This window comes from Myxococcus stipitatus DSM 14675, from assembly GCF_000331735.1.
Taxonomy (GTDB): Bacteria; Myxococcota; Myxococcia; order Myxococcales; family Myxococcaceae; genus Myxococcus; species Myxococcus stipitatus.
In genome coordinates, this window is sequence record NC_020126.1 from 9029865 (window position 1) to 9052397 (window position 22533).

18 protein-coding genes are annotated in these 22533 nt (G+C 70.3%); 8 read left to right on the forward strand and 10 right to left on the reverse strand.

Translation table 11 applies throughout. The features are described from left to right. Nucleotides 1-8: 8 nt before the first annotated feature. The 3 genes from MYSTI_RS34860 to MYSTI_RS34870 form a co-directional block, all read right to left on the reverse strand. Nucleotides 9-437: a hypothetical protein gene (locus MYSTI_RS34860; RefSeq protein ID WP_044900872.1), complete on the reverse strand. Its 429-nt coding sequence runs from the start codon at nt 435-437 to the stop codon at nt 9-11. Nucleotides 438-505: 68 nt separating this feature from the next. After that, nucleotides 506-1486, reverse strand: coding sequence for an NlpC/P60 family protein (locus MYSTI_RS34865; protein ID WP_233278054.1), 981 nt, complete (start codon nt 1484-1486; stop codon nt 506-508). A gap of 71 nt (nt 1487-1557) precedes the next feature. Further along, entirely contained in the window at nt 1558-7098 is a 5541-nt protein-coding gene (locus MYSTI_RS34870; RefSeq protein WP_015352551.1) for a ribonuclease E domain-containing protein, read from the reverse strand. A gap of 203 nt (nt 7099-7301) precedes the next feature. On the opposite strand from MYSTI_RS34870, the gene MYSTI_RS34875 reads away from it, so the two are divergent. The 3 genes from MYSTI_RS34875 to MYSTI_RS34885 all read left to right on the forward strand — a co-directional run bounded on the left by MYSTI_RS34875 (nt 7302) and on the right by MYSTI_RS34885 (nt 11023). After that, a complete protein-coding gene (locus MYSTI_RS34875) occupies nt 7302-7808 on the forward strand; it encodes a GNAT family N-acetyltransferase (protein ID WP_015352552.1) in 507 nt (168 codons plus the stop codon). Nucleotides 7809-7900: 92 nt separating this feature from the next. Beyond that, nucleotides 7901-8602, forward strand: coding sequence for an endonuclease III domain-containing protein (locus MYSTI_RS34880; protein WP_015352553.1), 702 nt, complete (start codon nt 7901-7903; stop codon nt 8600-8602). Between the two features lie 78 nt (nt 8603-8680). Further along, nucleotides 8681-11023, forward strand: coding sequence for an acyl-CoA dehydrogenase family protein (locus MYSTI_RS34885; protein WP_015352554.1), 2343 nt, complete (start codon nt 8681-8683; stop codon nt 11021-11023). Nucleotides 11024-11033: 10 nt separating this feature from the next. Here the strand turns inward: MYSTI_RS34885 and MYSTI_RS34890 are convergent, their stop codons facing one another. Together MYSTI_RS34890 and MYSTI_RS34895 are read right to left on the reverse strand one after the other, a co-directional pair. Next, complete coding sequence (locus MYSTI_RS34890) at nt 11034-11663, reverse strand: hypothetical protein (protein ID WP_015352555.1); 630 nt, start codon at nt 11661-11663, stop codon at nt 11034-11036. A gap of 81 nt (nt 11664-11744) precedes the next feature. Continuing rightward, complete coding sequence (locus MYSTI_RS34895) at nt 11745-12425, reverse strand: hypothetical protein (protein ID WP_233278055.1); 681 nt, start codon at nt 12423-12425, stop codon at nt 11745-11747. A gap of 202 nt (nt 12426-12627) precedes the next feature. Between MYSTI_RS34895 and MYSTI_RS34900 the strand changes: the two genes are divergently transcribed. Next, a complete protein-coding gene (locus tag MYSTI_RS34900) occupies nt 12628-13077 on the forward strand; it encodes a DUF3293 domain-containing protein (RefSeq protein WP_015352557.1) in 450 nt (149 codons plus the stop codon). A 111-nt stretch (nt 13078-13188) separates the two neighbouring features. Next, nucleotides 13189-14988, forward strand: coding sequence for a bifunctional metallophosphatase/5'-nucleotidase (locus tag MYSTI_RS34905; protein ID WP_015352558.1), 1800 nt, complete (start codon nt 13189-13191; stop codon nt 14986-14988). A gap of 9 nt (nt 14989-14997) precedes the next feature. Here the strand turns inward: MYSTI_RS34905 and MYSTI_RS34910 are convergent, their stop codons facing one another. From MYSTI_RS34910 to MYSTI_RS34925, 4 genes are all read right to left on the reverse strand, one after another. Continuing rightward, entirely contained in the window at nt 14998-15429 is a 432-nt protein-coding gene (locus tag MYSTI_RS34910) for a hypothetical protein (RefSeq protein ID WP_044282184.1), read from the reverse strand. A 224-nt stretch (nt 15430-15653) separates the two neighbouring features. Beyond that, nucleotides 15654-16265 (reverse strand): ATP-dependent Clp endopeptidase proteolytic subunit ClpP, encoded by a 612-nt coding sequence (gene clpP, locus MYSTI_RS34915; protein ID WP_015352560.1) that lies wholly within the window; start codon nt 16263-16265, stop codon nt 15654-15656. Nucleotides 16266-16409: 144 nt separating this feature from the next. Beyond that, the gene (gene fumC, locus MYSTI_RS34920) at nt 16410-17804 is read right to left on the reverse strand and encodes a class II fumarate hydratase (RefSeq protein ID WP_015352561.1); all 1395 of its coding nucleotides are present in this window, start codon (nt 17802-17804) and stop codon (nt 16410-16412) included. Nucleotides 17805-17904: 100 nt separating this feature from the next. Beyond that, a complete protein-coding gene (locus tag MYSTI_RS34925) occupies nt 17905-18249 on the reverse strand; it encodes a PspC domain-containing protein (protein WP_233278056.1) in 345 nt (114 codons plus the stop codon). 224 nt (nt 18250-18473) lie between these two features. Here MYSTI_RS34925 and aceB point away from each other — a divergent pair, with 224 nt between their 5' ends. From aceB to MYSTI_RS34940, 3 genes are all read left to right on the forward strand, one after another. Next, the gene (gene aceB, locus MYSTI_RS34930; RefSeq protein ID WP_015352563.1) at nt 18474-20099 is read left to right on the forward strand and encodes a malate synthase A; all 1626 of its coding nucleotides are present in this window, start codon (nt 18474-18476) and stop codon (nt 20097-20099) included. 52 nt (nt 20100-20151) lie between these two features. Beyond that, nucleotides 20152-21438 carry an isocitrate lyase gene (aceA, locus tag MYSTI_RS34935; RefSeq protein ID WP_015352564.1) on the forward strand — a complete coding sequence of 429 codons (1287 nt, stop codon included), beginning with the start codon at nt 20152-20154 and terminating at the stop codon, nt 21436-21438. Between the two features lie 199 nt (nt 21439-21637). After that, nucleotides 21638-22060 carry a hypothetical protein gene (locus MYSTI_RS34940; protein ID WP_015352565.1) on the forward strand — a complete coding sequence of 141 codons (423 nt, stop codon included), beginning with the start codon at nt 21638-21640 and terminating at the stop codon, nt 22058-22060. Nucleotides 22061-22117: 57 nt separating this feature from the next. On the opposite strand, the gene MYSTI_RS34945 is transcribed toward MYSTI_RS34940, so the two are convergent. After that, nucleotides 22118-22456: a hypothetical protein gene (locus MYSTI_RS34945; RefSeq protein WP_015352566.1), complete on the reverse strand. Its 339-nt coding sequence runs from the start codon at nt 22454-22456 to the stop codon at nt 22118-22120. Nucleotides 22457-22533 lie beyond the last annotated feature (77 nt).

The window sequence follows — 22533 nt, forward strand, 5'->3', positions numbered from 1 at the left end:
AGCCCCCGTCAGTCGTCGTGCTTCGCGTGGCCGCGCTTCTTGCCCCGGCCGCGCCCGTGACGGTGGTCATCATCATCGTCGTCGTCATCCCAGTCGTCGTCATGGTCCCGGTCTCGACGGGCCTTCACCTTCTCGTCCACGCGGAGCAGGTCGCGCGAGTAGGCGTCGAACTCGAGGTGGAGATGGCCTCGCGCGCCGGGAGCGGAGGCGAAGAACTTCACCTTCCAGATGTCGCGTCCCGTCTGGTGCGCCTCCTTGAGACGGCACTCGTAGCGGCGCGCGCGACACTCACCGAAGCCTCGGTCCACGGCCTCGTTGTAGGACATGGCGGAGGGACGCGGCGGCGGTGGCGGAGGCCCCGGGCGAGGACGAGGGCGCGTATGCACGACACAGCCCGAGGCGAGGAGCACGACACCAACGAACAGGGCGATTCGCATGGCCGTCATGACGCAACAACCGCGTGGAGCTTCAAAGCCACGCGGGGTACGGGGTGATGACTGGAAAACTACAGCCCTTCGGGAGAGGCGAAGGCGACGAAGAGCTCGCCCGTGAGGTACGCCCGCGAGCGCTTGGTGGCGGGGCGCAGGAAGTCATTCACCACGGGGCCGCCCTGCGCGAGCTGGTGCTTCTCGGGATGCGTGAGGTTCATCCGGCTGCGCGCCACACCCTTGCTGCCTCGGTGGATGAAGGTGACGGTGCCATCCGAGGCCATCCCCTCCACCACGCCCACGTGGGTCATCCCATCATTGCGGCGGCCGTCGCGGTTGCGGTCATACGTCTCGCGGAAGAAGACGAGGTCACCGGGGCGAGGCGCGTTGTGGTGGATGCGTCCACCCGTCGTGGCGCGACGGAAGATGGCGGAGACGGCGTTCTCTCCCGCGAGGAAGCCGTGCGCCACCAGGTCGATGCCCGCGGAGAGATAGGCCAGGCGCACGAAGCCCGAGCAGTCATTCGGCATGCCCCGGCTGAGCCGCGCCAGGTTGCGCTCCCCCACGAGCTGCGAGGAGCGCGACACGATGAGCCGCGCCATCTGCATGGGCGTGCGGTACGCATCCCAGAAGCCATCCTCGCGCGAGCCCGGAGAGACGACGAGCGCGACAGCCTCCAGCGCCGCCGCGACGACCCCCGTCACCAGCGGCCGGTTCTTCTCTTCCGACACGACGGTGGACACCACCTCGGGCGTCACGACGAGGCGCGGGGACGCCGCGGCTTCGACCTTCGACACGGGCGGCGGACCTTCGCCCCCCGCCTCCGGCTTCGCCACCGTCTCCGCGGAGACCTCACCCGTGGGCGGAGTCACCACCGCCACGGGTGCGTCCACCGCGAGTCCCTCGCCCACCGCAGGAGCCGGTGCGGCGGGCTCCGGGGAGTGCACCGCCACGGGGGATGGAGCCTCCAGCGAGGTCTCCACCGGGTGGGACTTCACAGTGGCGCAGCCGATGAGGGCACACAGCGGAACGGTGGCGAACAGGTGAAGACGAGACAACCGGCGGCCCTCCAAATGTTGGGGCCGCATTCAATCCCATCTTTTGGGGGCCTCGCCAAGCACTGGAAGCGTCAACCCTCCCAGGTAGACAACAGGTCTCGCACCCGCGCGTACCTCTGGAGGAGTGCGGCGCGATGGGCGGTGAACATCACCATCGAACCGATGACGAGCAGCCCCAGCACGAAGAACGAGGCCGCGGCGATGCGATGGTCCCGCATGCCGAAGCGCACGAGGTTCGCCGCGATGCACGTCACCATGAACGCGGTGCCCAGGTACACGTAGGAGCGGATGCGCAGCGCGATGCCGAAGCCCACGCCCACCAGGCAGAGCACCACGCACAGGAGCATCGCCAGGCTGTCGTTGAACATCAGCGGCTTCCACGCCCCCGCCACGTAGATGAGCGTGACGGCGACACCGCGCAGCTGCGCGTACGCATCGCTCTCCAGCCCGGTCCGGAAGACCCGCAGCAGCGCCAGCAGCGAGAGGCCCGCGGGGATGACGTAGAACTGGGGCTCGCCCTCGCCCGTCGCGTGCCAGACCAGGAGCAGCGCCAGGTTGAAGGCCGCCACCGACGCGATGGACGCCACGCCCCGGCGAGAGGGATGCGACGCCAGCGCCGCGAAGTGCGCCGCATGGCCCACCAGCAACGCGGCCACCGTGAGCGGCTCGTGCCAAGGCGCGGAGAGCAGACCCGCGAGCGGGAAGAGGAACGCGCCCCACAGCGCCGGCCCGCGGAAGACCGTCAGGCCCGAGCCCTCGCGCTGCACCAGCAGATACAGGCCCGTGAAGAGCGCGCCACCGACCAGGGCCGCGAGCGTGTCCCCCGTCCCCGGCTCCGCGCCCATGCCCAACAGGCGCACGGACAGGTAGCCCAGCGCGAGCACCGCCTGCGACAGGTACGCGGCGACTTCGTCCTGCTCCCGCACCGCGCGACGCACGAGCGCGAACAGCAACCCCACGAACGCCGCGCTCACGACGAGCGCCTCGCGCAGCGCATCGTCATGGGCCCCCAGGGCGGACAGGCCCGCGAAGACCTCCGCGAGGGCGATGACGGTGAAGCCCAGCCCCACGATTCGACGCCACTTCACGCTCGCGAGGAACAGCGCGAGCGTGGCCAGCACGGCACTCGCCGCGCCGAAGTACGGGAGGATGAACGCCGAGCCCCGGCCCGACGAGTACACCGCCCCCAGGTGCATCAGCGCGCCATGCAGCGACACGAGCGAGGCCAGCCACCCCACCACCTCACGCGAGGGCCGCCGCCACACCACCGTCCACGCGGAGCCCAGGCCCAGGAGGAAGCACAGCGGCGTGCCCACGTGCTCCAAGTCGCGCAGCGCCGCCAGCGACAGGAGCGCCAGCACCCAGCCGCCGTGATGCAGCGCCGCCCCCACGCGCACGCCACGCGCATCCAGCACCATGCCGCCCACGCACAACACCAACCCCGCGCCGCTCACGACCACCGGAACCCAGGGCAGCGGCACGGTGGCCACCAGCGCCGCCGCGAGCAACCCCGTGGCCACGTTGGCCATCCACCGCTCGCGCGCCACCATCAGCATCAGGGACGTCACCAGCGCGCCCAGCGCCACGGCGGGCTCCAACACGCCCGGCCCGGACTCCACCAACCGGCCCAACAGCAGCAGCGCGAGCGTGCCCGCGCCCCCGACCCACAGCGGCTCGCTCCAGGTGCCGTCCAGCCCCGGCGTCAGCCTCGAAGCCACCGCGTCGAGCGTGCGCTGCACCGCGCCCACCTGGCAGAGCGCCGACAGCACCGCCGCCCCCAGCGCCACGCCGACGAGGGCCAGCCCCGCCTCGGGCCGCCACTCCAGGAATGCATGCGTGTCCGTCTGCCCCAGCATCGCGAGCGCGAGCGCCCAGACCGCGGGCACGAACAGCCACCGCCGCGACAACAGGAACGCGGCCATGGTCAACACGCCCGCGATACCCGCCAGCCTCCAGGGCGACGGCTCATCCACCACCGGCAGCGCCGCGATGACGAGCGCCGTGAGGACCGTGCCCCACCGGAATTGCACATCCGGAGGGCTCCGGAAGAACGCCCACACCGCGGAGGGCGCGTGGTGCTCGGCGAGCGCCAGCACCAGCAGCAGGCCGGTGACGACGGGCCGGGCCTCTGGAACGAAGATGAGCAACAGCGCGGCGCCACACACGCGCAAGCTCGGACGCGGTCCGGGCATCAGCGCGAGCGCGCCGGCGAGGACGTACAGGACCTCCGGCGCCACCCACGGCCGCAGCATCACCAAGGGGGTGATGCAGGCGAGGCTGACCTGCATGCCCAGCGACAGCGCGTTGCGCGCGGACACCTCACGCGAGCGCAGCAGCAGGGAACTGAACGCGGGGACGTGCTCGGCGGCGCGAGCCACGGCCAGCGCCACCAGCGGCCACACATACAGCCAGGCCGGAGACGCGCCGCCGACGGCCAGGAGGCCCACGAAGACGTAGGGCCCCGAGAGCGCCGCGAGGTACGGCAGGCGGTTGGCGCGAGTCCACAGCAACGGAAGCACCATCGCGCCCGAGACCATCCACGCCGGATGCGCGTCGTCCCAGCGGAGCACCGCGAACAGCAGCACCAGGCCCGACGACACGGTGGCCACCCACGCGAAGCGGCGGCCTCCGGCGCCAATCCTCAGCACCGCGGGAATCTCCTCGGCCACCGCGAGCAGCGCGAACACCGCCGCCAGGCCCAGCAGCGCCACGGGCCCCACCGTGTACAGCCCCGCCGTCGCATACAGCGCGGACACCGCGAGGCTGAGCCCCGCGGGCAACGCTCGCGCGGTGAACAGGACAGCGAGCGCCACACCCGTCAGGAACAGGCTCTCCCACGACGCGGACGTCGCCTTGACGGCCACCAGGGGGAAGACCCACGTCACCAGCGCCGCGGTGGTGGTGCTCGCACTGCGTCCCCAGCGAGCCGCCGCGACGGATGACCCCAAACCCCAGAGGATGAACAGCCCCAGGGACATCCCCGGCAGCATCAGCCCACCCCACTGCACGGAGAGGGACGGGACGTCGGGGAGCAGCGCGAACGCGGCGATGACCACGGCCAGCGGCCGGACGCGCGGCAGCAGCCGCGATGCCCATGCGACCGAGGCCGCCGCCACGAGCACCGCCACACCCAACCCATCCACCTGCTCCACGATGCCGCCGACGAAGCCGCACAGGGCGAAGAAGACGGCCGGCAGGCCCAGCTTGCGCAGCAACGGGGAGCGCTCGCTCGAGACCGCCAGCCCCAGCGCCACCAGCACCAGCGAGAACACCCCCGCCGTCTCCGACGCCTGGAACATCACCTTGGGAACCAGGAGCGCCACCAACCAGGCGGCGTACGCCATGACGAATTCGCTGCGGAGGGTCCACGCGACGATGAGCGCGCTGGCGCCACACAGCACCATGCCCGGGATGGACATGAAGTTCAGCGTGGCGCTGAGCCCCATGAAGAAGCCCAGCGAGCCCACCACCAGCGTCACGGGCGCCAGGACCTTCCGGGTCCGCGCGGTGCACACCGTGCAGACGCCCGCGAGCACGAGCGCCAGCACTCCGGAGATGAAGGCGGACACCGAACCCAACAGCCCGTGGAACGCGAGGAGGGGCACCAGGGGCGCGAGGAACGCGCCCACGAGCGTCAGGTAGAAGCGCTCCACCAGCAGGCCCGTGAACAGACACACCAGCGACAGGCCCAGCACGCACCAGAGCGCCGGGCGCGAGTCCGGCCCGGCCATCCCGTAGAAGCTGAAGAGGACGCTGGCCACGGCCGTGGACCGGAACAACACCTCCGCGAGCGCGACCTCCCGCGCGTTGCCGGTCCGCTCACCACGCCACAGCCGGGACACCGCGAACACCACCCCCGCGAGGATGAAGGGCAGCGCCGTCACCGCGCCGTACTGGACCGGCAGCTTGACGTCCGTGGCGTAGCCCATCGACGCCTTGAACGAGGCGATGAGCGCCTTCACCGGGCCGGGGACGAGCTGCCCCATGGTGGCATAGGCGAAGTAGGAGGCCGCGTAGGCGGGATACACCCAGGGCAGCCGGTTGAGGCCCCCTCGCGCCAGCGACACCATCGTCCAGGTGATGATGGCGGCGGTGACGAAGAACATCGGCCCGCGCGCGCCCACCGTGGTGAGCAGACACATCAACTGGAGCGAGGCCACCCACAGCGCCAGCGGGTCCACCGCCTTCTCCGGCGGCAACGTCCTGAAGCGCAGGGCACAGGCCAGCAGGAACGCGACGAGCGGCGCGTAGAGACTCCAACCCGGAGAAGCCCCTTCCCCGCCGAGCGCCACGTGCAGCCGCACCGCATACGCCATGAGCAGGTAGAGCGGAGCCCCCAGCGCGAACACCAGCGTGCCGCCCTCTCGCGGCTCGTCCACGGACTTCCTCGACAACAGGAAGAAGAGGACACACGGCAGGACGTTGAGCCACGGCGCGACCTCCCCCAGCTTCGCGGCCAGCGGCGCCAGTCCCATCATCAGCGTGGTGGAGATGAGCCCCAGCTGGACGAAGGGCCGCGAGGGCGCGTCGAACGCATCCGCCGGCTTGCGCACGAGCCACGCCGCGCCCAGCGCCCACACGAACAACAGCGGGATTCGCAGCGCCAGTCCCACGCCTTCCAGCAGCGACGCCTCGCCCAGGCCGATGGGCCCGAGCGCGATGCCCACCAGCGGCGCGGACGCGGAGCCGATGAGGCCCAGGATGTTCCCCGAGTCCCGCAGCGCCTCGCGCTTGGCGAGATAGCGCCCCATCAGGGAGAAGCCCGCGGACACGCCCGCCGTCATGCCGAAGACGATGAGCGAGCGCGTGTTCGAGGAGATTCCCGCCCAGCTCTCGAAGACGAGATAGAGGGTGCTCGACAGGATGAGGATGGCACCGATGAACCACCAGAGCGTCTCCGCGAGGAACGGCTTCCACACGCGGCTCCAGGTGGAGACCTTCTCGACGAGCCGGGCCGACGCATGGCTCGGCGGAGGCGGTGCCTCGAACAGCGGCTCCAGCGGATTCTCGGGCAGCGGATGCGCCGAGGCGTCAGGCTCGCGCTCCTCGGACCGCGCGTGGGCCTCGCTCCCCAGGTACCTCGCGGCCTCGTGCGCCGCCTCTTCCCGGGACACCCCCGAGGCCACCTCGGCGGCGGCCCCGACCGCCGGGACCTCCGACGCCGCAGCCTGCTCCAGCGGCGTCTCCGCGAGGACCACGGCCGGGTGCTCGTGGGGCAACGCGACCGCTTCCACGGAGGCCGCGGGCAGCTCCTCGCGCGCGGTGGCCTCGTGAGCCACGGGCGATTCCTCGCGCACCACGGCCTCGGGCACCTCGGGCGTGGCCGGGGCCACCGCCGCGTGCTCCCAGGGGACCGCGGGCGCGTGACTCTTCGACTCGGCGAGCACGGAGAGGAGGATTCGAGCCTGGCGCTCGTAGCGCTCGGAGAGGAAGCGCCGCACGTGAGGCGGCACCTCGGAGGGCTCCCAGCGACTCATCTCGGCCAGGAGGAAGTGGACGTGAGCAAGCTCCGTCTCCACTTCCAGGCGCGTTCGCGCGGACATCGCCGTGCCGCAGAGTGCACAGTGGCTGGAAGCCCCCAGGCGCTCCTGCCTGCATTCAGGGCAGTACATGAGTGGCCCCCTCTACAACGGACATGCCACGCAGAATGCCTTGAAGAATCACCAGTTGGAAATCGCCGACCCTTCTCCAGGCGTGTCGGCCGGGTGGCACCTGTGCAAGGGGGTGCACAACCGCTGCATCACACCCGACGCACCTGTCAGTTCCGCTGGGCGTGCTGGCCCCCACCCCTCGTCCATGGAAGGGTGGACCTCCCATGAGCACCGAAAACCTGCAGCTCCGCCCCATCCAGCCCCACGACGACGCGGCGGTGGCCGCCCTCATCCGCGCGGTGATGCCGGAGTTCGGCGCCGACGGGCCGGGCTTCGCGATTCACGACGCGGAGGTGTCCACGATGAGCGCCGCCTACGCCCCACCCCGTCACGCGTACTTCGTGGTGGAGCGTGCGGGCCGCGTCGTGGGCGGGGGCGGCATCGCGCCACTCCAAGGCGGTGACCCGGGCGTGTGCGAACTGCGCAAGATGTACTTCCTCCCCGAGGCACGAGGCCAGGGAGCGGGCGAACGCCTGCTGCGCCAGTGCCTCGCCTTCGCGCGCGAGGCGGGCTTCCAGCGCTGCTACCTGGAGACGCTCTCCGCCATGAAGCAGGCCCAGAAGCTCTACCAACGACTGGGCTTCGAGCGGCTCTCCGCGCCCCTGGGCAACACGGGGCACTTCGGCTGCAATCACTTCTACGCGCTCGACTTGACGAAGCCCGCGCCCTGAGGCGCCTCGCTCCCCTGCCCTACCGCCGGGCCCACGCGCCGCACCGGGCACCCTCCTCTCCAGGCCGCACCTTTCCGGAGAGGAGGCAGCCCATGGTGGCCCGAGTCCACCCCACCGCGCCGAGCCACGACGACAAGCGCCCCTTCGACATCGACGATGTGCTCGCACGCGTGCGCGAGGCGGTGCGCGACCTCCCGGACGCGGCGATGTTCGCGCTCGCGGCGCGAGGACACGACAGCCTCTTCGAGCAGCTCGTGGCCTGCGTGCTCTCCATCCGCACCCTCGACGAGGTGAGCCTGCCCGCGTCGCTCGCGCTGCTCCAGAAGGCCTCCACCCCGGACGCGCTCGCCCGCATGAGCCCCGGTGACATCGACGCCCTCATCCAGCCCGTGACGTTCCACGAGGCCAAGGCGCACCAGCTCCACGCCATCGCCGTGAGGACCCGCGACGAGCTCGGCGGCGCGCTGCCCTGCGATGCCCAGGTGCTCCAGTCCTTCAAGGGCGTGGGCCCCAAGTGCGCGCACCTGGCGCTGGGCATCGCGTGTGGGCACGACGTCATCAGCGTGGACATCCACGTGCATCGCGTCACCAACCGCTGGGGCTACGTGAAGACGCGCACGCCCCAGGCCACGCTGGAAGCGCTGGAGGCCCGGCTGCCGCGCCGCTACTGGGTGGAAATCAATCGCCTGCTGGTGCCGTTCGGCAAACACGTCTGCACGGGCGCGCGTCCGCGCTGCTCCACCTGTCCAGTGCTGAAGCAATGCCGACAGGTCGGCGTGACGAACCCGCGTTGACGCGGCGCTCTTCCGTTGCCGATGGGAGGCAGGCTGGACACACTGGGCCTGTTTCCTCGCAGCCTGGAGTGCCCACACATGGTGGAAGAGACCCGTCCAACCGCGAAGGAGCTGCTGTCGCTGCCGCGGCTCGCACCCCTGGTGCCCATGCTGTACGTGGCCTGGACGGACGGGGAGCTGACGCCCGCGGAGATTCGGATGCTGGGCACGGCGGCGCGCGCACAGCCCTGGCTGGACCTGCGCTCCACCACCGTGCTCGCGCGCTGGCTGGACCCCTTGATGCCGCCCGCGCCGCATGAGCTGGCGCTCGTGCGCGAGCACATCCGCTCCGCCGCGCAGCGCCTGTCGCTCAGCCCCCAGGAGAGCCTCGCGGAGCTGGGCGCGAAGCTGGCAGAGGTCGCGTCCGAGGCGCAGGTGCTGCATCCGTCCCTCCCCGAGCTGGTGAGCGCGCTCGCGACGGTGGAGGCCGCGCTGGGCGTCTCCGGCCGCGAGGCGGTGCGCGCCCTCGTCCCCTCCGCCGCGCACGAGCCCCGCCGCATCGGCCCGAGTGAGCCCACCTCCTTCGCCCCCGAGGCCCTGCGCGCGGTGCTGGACCGCACGTACCCGGAGGTCCGCTCGAAGGTGCGCGAGTGGCTGGAGGCCCCGGCGTTCCGCTATCCCACCTCCCCGCAGGACACGGGCAAGCAGCGCGAGCAGGTGTTCGACTGGATGAAGCAGCTCGCGGACCAGGGCCTGGGCCGCATCGCCTTCCCCGAAGGCAACGAGACCGGCGCGGACCTGGGTGCCTTCATCGCCGCGTTCGAGACGCTGGCCTTCTTCGACCTGAGCCTCGTGGTGAAGGTGGGCGTCCACTTCGGCCTGTTCGGCGCGAGCGTCCTCTTCCTCGGCACCGAGCGGCACCACCGCGAGTACCTGCCGAAGGTCGCCTCGCTGGAGCTGCCCGGGTGCTTCGCGATGAGCGAGCTGGGCCACGGCTCCAACGTGCGCGACGTGAAGACGGTGGCGCGCTACGACGCGGAGGCAGGGAACTTCGTCGTCCACACGCCGTCGGACAGCGCGCGCAAGGAGTGGATTGGCAACGCGGCGAAGCACGGCCGCATCGCGACGGTGTTCGCGCAGCTGGAGGTCGGCGGCAAGGCGCTGGGGGTCCACGCGCTCCTCGTGCCGCTGCGCGACGAGCAGGGCCGCACGCTGCCCGGCGTGCGCGTCGAGGACTGCGGCCGGAAGATGGGCCTCAACGGCGTGGACAACGGCCGGCTGTGGTTCGACCACGTGAGGGTGCCTCGGGAGAACCTGCTGGACCGCTTCGGCCAGGTGAGCGCGCAGGGCGAGTACACCAGCTCCATCCCCAGCGACGGGCGGCGCTTCTTCACCATGCTGGGCACGCTGGTGGCGGGCCGGGTGAGCGTGGCGTGCGCGTCCTTGAGCGCGGCCAAGAGCGGGCTGACCATCGCGGTGCGCTACGCGGACACGCGCCGGCAGTTCGGCCCTCCCGGCGCGACGGAGGTGCGGCTCCTGGACCACCAGACGCATCAGCTCCGGCTGCTCCGGCCACTGGCGAAGACCTACGCGCTCGACTTCGCGCTCGAGTACCTGGTGGAGCGCTACGTGAAGCGCACGGAGGAGGACGCCATGGAGGTGGAGGCCCTGGCCGCGGGCCTCAAGGCATACGCCTCCTGGAGCGCGACGGCGGTGCTCCAGGAAGCGCGAGAGGCGTGCGGAGGCCAGGGCTACCTGGAGGCGAACCGGCTGCCGGCGCTCAAGGCGGACACGGACATCTTCTCCACCTTCGAAGGCGACAACACGGTGCTGATGCAGCTGGTCGCCAAGAGCCTGCTGACGGACTACCGGCAGCGCTTCGAGGATGACCGCGTCTACGCGGTGCTGAAGCTCATCGCGGACAAGGCCGCGGCCATGGCGGACCGCAACCCGTTCGCCGCCCGCCGCACCGACAGCGAGCACCTGCGCGATGGGGACTTCCAGCTCCGGCTGCTGCGCTACCGCGAGGAGGACCTGCTGGCCTCGGTGGCGAAGCGGCTGCGCAAGCGGATGGCCGCGGGCGTGGAAGCCTTCACCGCCTTCAATCAGGTCCAGGCGCACCTGGTCGCGCTGTCGGAGGCGCATGTCGAGCGCGTGGTGCTGGAGCAGTTCCTCCTGGGCGTGGAGAAGGTCCAGGACCCGGGCCTGAAGACGGTGCTGGGCCGCCTGTGCGACCTCTATGGCCTGTCCTGCCTGGAGTCCGGGAGCGGCTGGTTCCAGGAACACGGACTCGTGGAGGCGTCCAAGGCGCTGGCCATCCGCAAGGAGGTCGTGAAGCTCTGCACGGAGCTGCGCCCGGACGCGGTGGCGCTGGTCGACGCGTTCGGGATTCCCGACACGTGTCTCGCGGCGCCCATCGGCCTGGGCCACCTGTCGCCTTGAGTCGCACGCCCTACTGAATCACGGCCGGCGCGCGGAACACCTCGCCGTCGCGGCCTTCCACGCGCAGGCTGGCGTCGTCGGCGGGACTCACGCGCAGCTCCACCCGGGGCTGCCCGCGCCGGTCCACCAGCAGCAACCCGGGCGAGCCATTCTCGTCCGCGCCCAGAATCGCGCGAGGCCGCCCGTCCGCGTCCGCCAGCTCCAGCCGCGAGGAGCCATCCACCTGGAGCCCCACCGCGAACAGGTCCACGCCTCCGCGCTTGGACAGCGTCAGCCGGGGGGCCTCGTCCGAGTACACGGTGAGCTCCGCCAGGGACTCTCCCTCGGCCGTCGCGAAGCGCAGCCGGGGCGAGCCATCCTCCGCCACGCCGAGCAGCGCGCGAGGACGCCCCTGGCCGTCATTCAGCACCAGCCCCGCGCTCCCGGAGTCATCCAGGCCCAAGAGGGCCCGCTGCTGGCCGCGCGCGTCCTGGAGCACCAGCCGCGACGCCACCAGCTCCCCTCCTACCGGCTCCGGTGAGGTCCGCAGCGCCGCGGCGCCCAGGCCCAGGCCCGCCAGCGCGAGCGCGGTGAAGGTCAGCCCCTGCATCCGCCGGCAGCGCCGCTCCAGCCGCTCCAGCCGAGTCTCCAGCGAGTCCATCCCAAGCCTCCTTGCCGTCGTCCGGACCCGAGCACGCGGGCTCGGACCGGGACAAGGTTAGCGGATGAGGGGGGCACGGCATCAAATGTCGACGTCGCCGGTGTCGGTGAAGGCGTCCTGGCTCGGACGCGGGCTGGAGCGCCCCCGGCCGAAGAGGAAGCCCAGCTTGAACTGGACGAAGCCTCCGTTGAAGCCCGAGGCCAGCTCCGAGTCCGCGTCTCGCGAGCGGAAGGTGCCGATGACGGGGACGGAGAATCCCACTTCCGGCATCAGCCGGAAGCCCTCGGTGACGCGCAGCGCATACCCCACCGAGGTCCCCACGCTCACCAGGTTCACCGCGGCGCTCTCCCCTCCGCTCCCCGCGCCGATGCGGGTGTAGGACACGCGAGGCCCCAGCACGAACTCCGAGCCTCCCGACGTCTTGAATCCCACCAACAGGGGCATGGCGACGTTGACGTAGCTGCCCACCACCGAGTCCTCGTCCGTGCCCACGAACAAGCCCATCACCGACGGCGCCAGGGAGATGGCCAGGTCGGGGTTGTCGGGATGGGTGAGCAGGAACTTCGACTGCAGCTCCGCGAGCGAGGACCCGATGCGCACGCCCAGGTCCACGCGGTCCGACACGCCGTAACGCATCGCGAGGTCGATATGGGGGTAATAGATACCCTCCACGTCGTCCCCACTCACGACGCCGGCCCCACCCAGGCCCGGCTCCATGGCGAATTGGAACTTGCCTTGGCCCAGGGTGTCGGCGGTCTGCACGTGACTCACCGAAACACAGCCAGTCCCCCCGAAGCCCAGACACATCGCGGCAACGAATGCGAGACGCATCCCCATTGCATTCCCCCCTGAAACGTTTGGAACGATTCGGCGCCGTCTGACGTTGGGTGCTTTTGGATATTCACCCAGGACTGGAGTCCCTGGGGTGACAGCGAGCGGGGGCCGGCGAGAGAATGCACGGCATATGAGACAGCTCGACCAGGAGCAGTTGCTGGGGGCCTACCGGGCGACGCGGTATGTCATCCGACCTCACGCCTCCACGGACGGCGTGGAGCAGGTCTTGAGGGTGGGCAGACTCCACCCCTCGCTCGACGCGGCGCTGGCGGCGCGGGGCCATCGGGAGTGGGCCTTCCTGACGGCGTGGAATCCTGGCTCGCGCCCTCGGAGCAAGGAGGAGAACCAGCGCGCGCAGGAGCGGCTGGTCTCCCAGCTCATCGCGGGAGGCTGGGGCGTGGCGCCCGCCATCGGCGAGGCCGAGGACGGAAGCTGGTCCGAGCAGAGCCTCTTCGTCCCCGGCCTGCCTCGCGCGGACGCGGAGCGCTTCGGTCGCGCGCACGGGCAGGTCGCCGTCCTCGTCGGCCGCGTGGGAGGTCCCGCCGAGCTGCTGTTCTGTTCTCACGCCCCCGCCCCGTGACACCCCCGCCAGACGGCGGCGAGGCAAGCGCTTCACCGGGGTCGCCATGAAGTCACGGTGGGGCCCCTGAAACCGGGTAGGGTGTCCGCCCTGCACGCAGGAGCCGCATCCATGTCACAGCCCCCTCGTCCGCCGTACCGCCTGAGCGCGCGCCCCAGCGTCTTCCTCCTCGCCGGAGCCTTCATCACGGGGGGCGTCCTCTTCGCCCACGGGGGCTGCGGGAGCGAGCCCGGTGACGCGGGGCCGCCCGACGCGGGCGCGACGGTGAGCGTGCAGGTCCTCGCGTTCAATGACTTTCACGGCCAGCTGGAGCCGCCCACCGGAGGCGGCGGCCAGATTCTGACGGGCGTGGAGGACGCAGGCCCCGTGCGAGTGAACGCGGGGGGCGTGACGTACTTCGCCCGGCACATCGCGCAGCTGCGCGCGACCCAGCCCAACACCGTCGTGGTGGCGGCGGGAGACTTGATTGGCGCGACGCCCATTCTCTCCGCGCTCTTCCATGACGAGCCCACCATCGAGGCGATGAACCAGATAGGCCTGGACCTGGTCGCGGTGGGCAACCACGAGTTCGACGAGGGCAGCACGGAGCTGTTGCGCATGCAGTCCGGCGGCTGCCACCCGGTGGACGGCTGCCAGGATGGCGATGCCTTCCCCGGCGCGAGGTTCAAGTACCTGGCGGCCAACGTGGCCACCGACGTGGACCGCACGCTGTTCCCTCGCTACGACGTGCGCGAGTTCGAGGGCGTGAAGGTGGCCTTCATCGGCATGACACTGGAGGGCACGCCGGAGCTCGTCACGCCCACGGGCGTGAAGGGGCTCGTGTTCAAGGACGAGGTGGAGACAGTCAACGCGCTGGTACCGGAGCTGCGGCGGCAAGGCGTGGAAACAATCATCGTCGTCGTACACGAGGGCGGCGTCCCGGCCCCGGGCTCGCTGGTGAACGAGTGCAAGGGCTCGGGCGCGGACGGCCGCATCTCCGGGGCCATCGTCAACATCGCGAAGGACCTGGACGACGCGGTGGACGTCATCGTCAGCGGCCACACGCACCAGGCCTACAACTGCGTCATCGACGGGAAGCTCGTCACCAGCGCGGCCTCCGTGGGCCGGCTCGTCACCGACATCGACCTGACGTTGAGCAAGACCACCGGCGACGTGCTGGAGGCGAAGGCGAACAACGTCATCGTCACCCGCGACGTGGCGGAGGACAGCGTGGTGAAGGAGCTGGTGGCGAAGTACCAGCAGCGCGCCACGCCGCTCGCCAACCGCGTCGTCGGCTGGGTGTCACAGACGCTCAAGACGCCCTTCACCCAGATGGACCCCGCGGGCCAGTCCACGGTGGGCTTCGTCATCGCGGACTCGCAATGGGAGGCCACCCGGGCCGCGAATCTGGGCGGCGCCCACGTGGCCTTCATGAACCCGGGCGGCGTGCGTGAAGAGATATCCCGAGACGCCAGCAACCCCGCCGACGTGGGCGAGGTCACCTACGGCGAGCTCTTCACCACGCAGCCGTTCGGCAACACCCTGGTCACGATGACGCTCACGGGCGCGCAAATCGAGCAGCTCCTGGAGCGGCAGTGGCAGCAGTCGGGCCCCAACCTCATCACCCGAGTCCTCCAGCCGTCCGCGGGCTTCTCCTATGCGTTCAGCGCCTCGGCGCCCCTGGGCCGCCGCATCGACCCGGCCTCCATCCAACTCAACGGCGTGACGCTGGACCCCGCCGCGCCGTACCGGGTCACCGTCAACAGCTTCCTCGCCAGCGGCGGGGACGGCTTCGACGTGCTGACCGAGGGCAAGGACCGGCTGGGAGGCGCCGTCGACATCGACGCGCTGGAGGTCTTCATGAAGGCCCACAGCAGCCAGGCCACGCCGCTGCCCGCACCGGCCCTGGACCGCATCACCCAGCTTCCGTAGTCCCCTGGCTCAGGGAATGGGACCGCGCCCCGCTCCGCCTCCGGAGGGGGCGTCCGCGCCCTGGCCCGGGACGACGACCGGGGGCGTGGTGGCGCCCGGGACGATTTCAATCTCCTGGGCCCGCGTCACCTTGCGGGCCAGCTCGTCGAACTCCAGCTCCACGCCCCGGCCGGGCCGGTCCTTGAGCCCGAAGCGGATGCGCCAGAAGTTGGGGCGGATCTCCACCGCCTCGCCCGACTCGGCCAGCAGCATGCTGTTGTGGCGCGCGTACTCCTGTCCCGCCTGGATGACGTCCCGCTCCCCCAGCTCCGCCTGCACGGTGGACGAGGAGGGAGGCTGAGGGGGCCTTCCCGTGGGGCCATTCCCGGCGCAGCCCCCGGCGGCCAGCAGGGCGGTGGGCAGCATGAATCGGCGGAGGGTGCGCGAGCAGGTCCAGGCCATGGGTCCAGTTTGAGCATTGGCCATGCCACCGGGCACCCGAGGGAGCGGCCTCCGTGACGCGCGAGCCTTGCGCCCGCTTGCCGCCCCGGCGCACGCCCTGCGCGAGGGGGGCCAGGGAGTCCTCCGAGGAGCAGGCGGGCGGGAATCCCCGCGCCAAGCCGGCCCACGTCAGGAGGCTTCGTGTCCCCGCTCCGCCATGAGGAGCGGGGACGTCCCCGAAGGGGCTACTTCGCGCTCGGCGCGGGGGCCGACAGGCGCTGCTGCTTCTCCACGACCTCGTCGATGATGCCGTACTGGCGGGCATCCTCGGCGCTCATGAAGTAGTCGCGCTCGGTGTCCTTCTCGATGCGCTCGATGGAGTGGCCCGTGTGCTTCACGATGAGGCCATTCAGGTAGCTGCGCAGGCGGAGGATCTCCTTGGCCTGGATGTCGATGTCCGTGGCCTGGCCCTGCGCGCCGCCCAGCGGCTGGTGAATCATGATGCGGCTGTTGGGCAGGGCGTAGCGCTTGCCCTTCGCGCCGGCCAGCAGCAGCAGCGCGCCCATGGACGCGGCCTGGCCCACGCAGATGGTGGACACCGGACACTTCACGTACTGCATGGTGTCGTAGATGGCCAGACCCGCGGTGACGGAGCCACCGGGCGAGTTGATGTAGAGGTTGATGCCCTTGTCGGGGTCCTCGGACTCGAGGAAGAGCAGCTGGGCGACGATGATGTTGGCCACGTCGTCGTTGACGGGCGTGCCCAGCATGATGATGCGGTCCTTGAGGAGCCGGCTGTAGAGGTCATACGCCCGCTCGCCGCGGTGCGTGGTCTCGATGACGAAGGGGACGTTCATGGCGCCCCTACCCTAATCGCCCTCGGGCCCTCGCGCCCGCCCGTTCTTCCCTCACCGTGCGCTGGCCCACGATTGGTGCGGGCCCCGCCCCCCGGATACCCCCTTGGCGGGCATCCGGACGGCGGGTGTAGGACACCCGGGGCTCTACAGGCCGGTCATCTTCTCCGGGCGGACCCAGGCGTCGAACTGCTCGGCGGTGACCAGCCCCAGCGCCACGGCCACCTCCTTGAGCGTCTTGCCCTCCTTGTGCGCCTGCTTCGCGATGCGCGCCGCGTTGTCGTAGCCGATGTGCGGATTGAGCGCGGTGACGAGCATCAGGCTGCGCTCCAGGTTCTCCTGGATGCGGGCGTGGTGGGGCTGGATGCCCACCGCGCAGTGCAGCCGGAAGCTGCGCATGCCGTCCGCCAGCAGCCGGCAGCTCTGCAGCAGGTTGTGGATGATGAGCGGCTTGAAGACGTTGAGCTCGAAGTTGCCGGAGGCGCCCCCCAGCGTCACGGCCACGTCGTTGCCCATGACCTGGGCGCTGAGCATCGTGAGCGCCTCGCTCTGGGTGGGGTTCACCTTGCCCGGCATGATGGAGCTGCCCGGCTCGTTCTCCGGGATGGTGATCTCCCCCAGGCCGGAGCGCGGGCCGGACGACAGCCAGCGGATGTCGTTGGCCACCTTGAACAGCACCGCGGCCAGCCCCTTGAGCGCGCCGTGGGCCTGGACCTGCGCGTCGTTGGCCGCCAGCGCCTCGAACTTGTTGGGCGCGGTGACGAACGCCAGCCCCGTCAGGGAGGCAATCTCCTTCGCCACGCGCTCGGCATAGCCCTTGGGCGCATTCAATCCCGTGCCCACGGCGGTGCCGCCCAGGGCCAGCTCGTGCAGGTGGGGAAGCACCCGCTCCAGGTGGGAGCGCGCCAGGTCCAGCTGCGCCACATAGCCGCTGAACTCCTGGCCCAGCGTGAGCGGCGTCGCGTCCTGCAGGTGGGTGCGCCCCACCTTCACCACGCCCATGAAGTCCCGGGACTTGTCCGCGAGCACGTCGCGCAGCGCCTTCAGCTCCGGGAGCACGTGCTCGACCAGGGCGGTGGCCGCCGCCACGTTCATCGCGGTGGGGAAGACGTCGTTGGAGCTCTGCCCCTTGTTGACGTCGTCGTTCGCGTGGACCTTGCGGCCCTCGCCGCGCTCGCCGCCCAGAAGCTCCGACGCCCGGTTGGCAAGCACCTCGTTGGTGTTCATGTTGGTCTGCGTGCCGCTCCCGGTCTGCCAGACGCTCAACGGAAACTCGGCATCGTGCTGGCCGGCGAGGACCTCGTCCGCGGCCCGAACGATGGCGTCGCCCTTGTCCTTCGCCAGGGTGCCGTTCTCCACGTTGACGCGGGCGGCGGCCTTCTTCACCAGCACCAGCGCGCGGATGAGCGCGGGCGGCATGCGCTCGGTGGAGATGGCGAAGTTCTCCAGGCTGCGCTGCGTCTGGGCACCCCACAGCCGGTCAGCGGGGACCTCGATGGGGCCGAAGGTGTCCTTCTCGATGCGAACGTTGCGAGTACTCACGCACAAGGCTCCTGGATGAGTGAATCCGAAGAGCCCTCGCATAACAGGCTCGGGGCGCCGGCACCCGAAAGGCGTCAGCGCCCCGTCACGCCGTGAGCACTCAGACGCGCCGCTCCAGGTGGCGCACGTCCGCGGACTGCCCCAGCCGGGACAGCCACTCCATCGTGCGCTGGAGCGGGGGGCGCCCCATCGCCGTCGGAGGCGTGAAGGCCCAGAGCATCACGTACACGAAGGGGAGCGTGCCGCCGGTGAACATCGTGCCCACCACCAGCAGCACCCGCACCCACGCCGCGTCGATGCCGAACTCCCGCGCCAGCATCGCGCAGACGCCCGTGAGCATCCGCCCGTCCACGCCCCGGTGCAGTCGCGTCGCGCGCGTCCCGCAGTGAGGGCACTTCGAGGCTTCCGCCTTCATCTCCTCCGCGCAACCCGTGCATCGCTTCATCGCGTCCATGCCCTGTCTACGGGCCCCCGCGCCGCCGATTGCACCCGCCCCCCTCCGGGCCAAACCCCCGCCACGTCTACTGATTTACAAATTTAATACGGAGCCTGTTGACAGGATTACAGGCAAGCAGGCACAAATTGACCATCACTTCCATTACACACTCTGAAGATTCATCTTCCGAGCCGTCGAAGCAGATTTACAACGCGTCAAGCCAAGGAGTTGAGATGACCTCGGAAGCCCCCCCTTCGAAGAGCCCGGCCCTCGGCGCCGGCGTGGCGGTGAAGGGGCCGTGGCACCCCGACTACGGGGAGGTCCTCACCCCAGACGCCCTGGCCTTCGTGGCCCGGCTGGTCCGCGCCTTCGGGGAGCGTCGGGAAGGGCTGCTCGAGCGTCGCAAGGCCGTGCAGGCCTCCTGGCGCCAGGGCGCGCGCCCCCACTTCCTGCCGGAGACGAAGGCCCTCCGAGAGGGCGACTGGACCGTGGCGCCGCTGCCCGCGGACCTCCAGGACCGTCGGGTGGAGATCACCGGCCCGGTGGACCGGAAGATGATCATCAACGCCCTCAACTCCGGGGCGAACGTCTTCATGGCGGACTTCGAGGACGCCAACAGCCCCACCTGGGACAACGTCGTCCGGGGCCAGCTCAACCTGCGCGACGCCGTCCGCCGCCGCATCTCCTTCACCGCCGAGGGCGGCAAGCACTACGCCCTCAACGACAAGCCCGCGGTCCTCTTCGTGCGCCCCCGAGGCTGGCACCTGCCCGAGCGCCACGTCGAAATCGACGGCAAGCCCATCTCCGGCTCGCTCTTCGACTTCGCCCTGTTCTTCTTCCACAACGCGAAGGAGCAGCTCGCGCGCGGCACGGGCCCCTACTTCTACCTGCCCAAGATGCAGAGCCACCTGGAGGCCCGCCTCTGGAACGACGTGTTCGTGCTCGCCCAGGACACGCTCGGCATCCCCCGGGGCACCATCAAGGCCACGGTCCTCATCGAGACGCTCCCCGCCGCCTTCGAGATGGACGAAATCCTCTACGAGCTGCGCGAGCACTCCGCGGGCCTCAACTGCGGCCGCTGGGACTACATCTTCAGCTTCATCAAGACGCTCCAGTCGGACACCAGCGTGGTGCTCCCGGACCGGGGCCAGGTGACGATGGACAAGGCGTTCCTCAACGCCTACTCGCAGCTGCTCATCCAGACCTGCCACCGCCGCCACGTGCACGCGATGGGCGGCATGGCCGCGTTCATCCCCATCAAGGGCGACGCCGCCGCCAACGAGGCCGTCCTGGAGAAGGTCCGCGCCGACAAGCTGCGCGAGGTGAAGAACGGCCATGATGGCACCTGGGTCGCCCACCCCGGCCTCGTGTCCCTGGCCCGCGACATCTTCGACGCGAACATGAAGGGCGCCAACCAGCTCTCCAACAAGCGCGAGGACGTGCGCATCACCGAGTCAGACCTGCTCAAGGTCCCCTCCGGCACTCGCACCGAGGAGGGCCTGCGCCACAACCTGCGCGTGGGCATCCAGTACACCGCCGCGTGGCTGGGGGGGCTGGGCTGCGTGCCGCTCTACAACCTGATGGAGGACGCGGCCACCGCGGAGATCTCCCGCGCCCAGGTGTGGCAGTGGCTGCACCACGGCGCCTCGCTCGAGGACGGCCGCAAGGTGACGCCCGAGCTGTTCGGCACGCTCCTGCGCGAGGAGATGGCCCGCCTGGAGAAGGAGGGCGTCCACGAGAAGTATGGCGCCGCCCACGTCCAGCGCGCTCGCGAGCTCTTCGAGCAGCTGTCCACCTCCCCCTCCTTCGAGGACTTCCTCACCCTGCCCGCCTACGAGGCGCTCGACTCCACTCACTGAATCACCGCCCACCCGCCAACCCACCTTTCACTGCTTCACCGAGGAGCCTGCGATGTACGACGCCACCACGACGACCCCGGACACCTCCCCTCACGCCAAGCTGCACGCGCGCCGCTTCGAGGGCATCACGCGCAACTACACCGAGAAGGACGTGAAGAAGCTGCAGGGCACGCTGCCCATCCGCCACACGCTGGCGGAGGTCGGCTCCAAGCGCCTGTGGGAATTGCTCCACACGGAGGACTACATCAACGCGCTGGGCGCGCTCACCGGCAACCAGGCCGTGCAGATGGTCCGCGCGGGCCTGAAGGCCATCTACCTGTCGGGCTGGCAGGTGGCGGCGGACGCGAACTCGGCCGGGCAGATGTACCCGGACCAGAGCCTCTACCCGGTGGACAGCGTCCCCACCGTGGTGAAGAAGATCAACAACGCCCTGCGCCGCGCGGACCAGATCGACCACGCCGAGGGCAAGAGCGACCGCTACTGGTTCGCGCCCATCATCGCGGACGCGGAGGCCGGCTTCGGCGGTCCGCTCAACGCGTTCGAGCTGATGAAGAGCATGATTGAGGCGGGCGCCGCGGGCGTCCACTTCGAGGACCAGCTCGCCAGCGAGAAGAAGTGCGGCCACATGGGCGGCAAGGTGCTGGTGCCCACCAGCCACTTCGTGCGCACCCTCAACGCCGCGCGGCTCGCCGCCGACGTCATGGGCGTGCCCACGCTGCTCGTCGCGCGCACGGATGCCGACAGCGCCAAGCTCCTGATGAGCGACGCGGACGAGTACGACCACCCGTTCATCGACCGGAAGAATGGCCGCACGCCGGAGGGCTTCTACCGCCTCAACGGCGGCCTGGACTGCGCCATCTCCCGCGGCCTGGCCTATGCGCCGTACGCGGACCTGGTGTGGTGCGAGACCAGCACCCCGGACCTCGCGCAGGCCAAGAAGTTCGCCGAGGCCATCCGCGCGAAGTTCCCCAACAAGCTGCTCGCGTACAACTGCTCGCCGTCCTTCAACTGGAAGAAGAACCTGGACGACGCGACCATCGCGAAGTTCCAGCGCGAGCTGGGCGCCATGGGCTACAAGTTCCAGTTCGTCACCCTGGCGGGCTTCCACGCACTGAACCACTCCATGTACGAGCTGGCGCGCAAGTACCGCGACCGCGGCATGGCGGCGTACAGCGAGTTCCAGCAGGGTGAGTTCGGCTCGGAGAAGGACGGCTACACCGCCACGCGTCACCAGCGCGAGGTCGGCACCGGCTACTTCGACCAGGTCGCCGAGGTCATCTCCGGCGGCTCCGCCAGCACCCTGGCCCTGCACGAGTCCACCGAGGCCCATCAGTTCTAGGAGTCCGCCTCGGCGGTGAAGTCCCCTGGAGGCCGTGGGAGCGGGCACCTTGCCCGTAAGCCCGCGGCCTCTGGGCGTTTTTCATGCGGGCGGTCCTTCGCTGATCCACGGGACGCAACTTTCCGGGGCCTCGGGCGATAATGTGGGCAGACCTCCGAGACTCGCGCTTCGTGCGTGCTCGGACCGCCACGGAGCAGCCATGAGCCGCATCAACCATCTCACGGGTCCTCGGGTCCAGGCCCCGACGCAGCAGGCCGCCGCCGCGTCCTCGAGCGTGGGCTTCGGCTCGCGGCTCCAGCAGCAGAACAGCATGATGTCCGCCGCCGCCCGTCCGGGTGACCCGCTGATGTCCACCGGTGGCTTGGTGGTTCAGTCGGCGCTGGCCTCGGTGGGAGGCTCCTCGCACAGCGGCATGCTGAACTCCTACCTGTCGGCCGTGGGCCGCGGGCCCATCTCCCCGGAAGGGGGCGCCGCCGCTGGCGCCGGGGCCGCGAAGCCGGGCTCGCAGCAGGCCGAGGAGCAGAAGGTCATGACGGAGCTGGCGGAGCTGTCCGCGGCGACGCTGAACAACTCCATCTTCCACATGGGCAACCGCATGAAGGTGGACCTGGAGCGCGAGTAGTCGCTCTGTCCCAGCGGAAGTGGTGCAGGGGGCCCGTGGACCGGGCCCTTTTCATTTTCAGTTGAGGTACTTCGGGCGAGGCGGGGACGCGGGCTGCTGGCGCATCATCTCCAGGCCCTGGCGCGTGAGGATGAAGCGCACGACGCCGGAGCCGCGCTCGGTCTCGATTTCGGCCTCGAAGGCGGGCCCGGCGATTCCGCCCAGCGCCACGTCCTTGCGCAGGTTGCGCACCTTGCCGCTCAGCATGTCCCCGGCGACCTCCTTCATCCCCTCGCCCCGCTCGTGCAGCTCGTACGCCGTCTGATGCAGCGTCATGGCGAGCGAGGGGGAGAGCGGCTGGGAGCTGAAGAGGACGGAGATGAGCAGCCAGTAGGGCGGGGTTTCGTCGGAGGACATCGCACGCCCATCCTAAGCGCCTGGGCGCTCGCGGGCCCGAGGAAGTGACGGCCACCTGTCGCGGGGAGGGGGCGGCC

What these genes read in the sequence shown, in the direction of transcription:
- MYSTI_RS34860 (WP_044900872.1), bottom strand. Translation starts at nt 437, where the DNA reads ATGCGAATCGCCCTGTTCGTTGGTGTCGTGCTCCTCGCCTCGGGCTGT.
- MYSTI_RS34870 (WP_015352551.1), bottom strand. Translation starts at nt 7,098, where the DNA reads ATGTACTGCCCTGAATGCAGGCAGGAGCGCCTGGGGGCTTCCAGCCAC.
- MYSTI_RS34875 (WP_015352552.1), top strand. Translation starts at nt 7,302, where the DNA reads ATGAGCACCGAAAACCTGCAGCTCCGCCCCATCCAGCCCCACGACGAC.
- MYSTI_RS34880 (WP_015352553.1), top strand. Translation starts at nt 7,901, where the DNA reads ATGGTGGCCCGAGTCCACCCCACCGCGCCGAGCCACGACGACAAGCGC.
- MYSTI_RS34885 (WP_015352554.1), top strand. Translation starts at nt 8,681, where the DNA reads ATGGTGGAAGAGACCCGTCCAACCGCGAAGGAGCTGCTGTCGCTGCCG.
- MYSTI_RS34890 (WP_015352555.1), bottom strand. Translation starts at nt 11,663, where the DNA reads ATGGACTCGCTGGAGACTCGGCTGGAGCGGCTGGAGCGGCGCTGCCGG.
- MYSTI_RS34900 (WP_015352557.1), top strand. Translation starts at nt 12,628, where the DNA reads ATGAGACAGCTCGACCAGGAGCAGTTGCTGGGGGCCTACCGGGCGACG.
- MYSTI_RS34905 (WP_015352558.1), top strand. Translation starts at nt 13,189, where the DNA reads ATGTCACAGCCCCCTCGTCCGCCGTACCGCCTGAGCGCGCGCCCCAGC.
- MYSTI_RS34910 (WP_044282184.1), bottom strand. Translation starts at nt 15,429, where the DNA reads ATGGCCTGGACCTGCTCGCGCACCCTCCGCCGATTCATGCTGCCCACC.
- clpP (WP_015352560.1), bottom strand. Translation starts at nt 16,265, where the DNA reads ATGAACGTCCCCTTCGTCATCGAGACCACGCACCGCGGCGAGCGGGCG.
- MYSTI_RS34925 (WP_233278056.1), bottom strand. Translation starts at nt 18,249, where the DNA reads ATGAAGCGATGCACGGGTTGCGCGGAGGAGATGAAGGCGGAAGCCTCG.
- aceB (WP_015352563.1), top strand. Translation starts at nt 18,474, where the DNA reads ATGACCTCGGAAGCCCCCCCTTCGAAGAGCCCGGCCCTCGGCGCCGGC.
- aceA (WP_015352564.1), top strand. Translation starts at nt 20,152, where the DNA reads ATGTACGACGCCACCACGACGACCCCGGACACCTCCCCTCACGCCAAG.
- MYSTI_RS34940 (WP_015352565.1), top strand. Translation starts at nt 21,638, where the DNA reads ATGAGCCGCATCAACCATCTCACGGGTCCTCGGGTCCAGGCCCCGACG.
- MYSTI_RS34945 (WP_015352566.1), bottom strand. Translation starts at nt 22,456, where the DNA reads ATGTCCTCCGACGAAACCCCGCCCTACTGGCTGCTCATCTCCGTCCTC.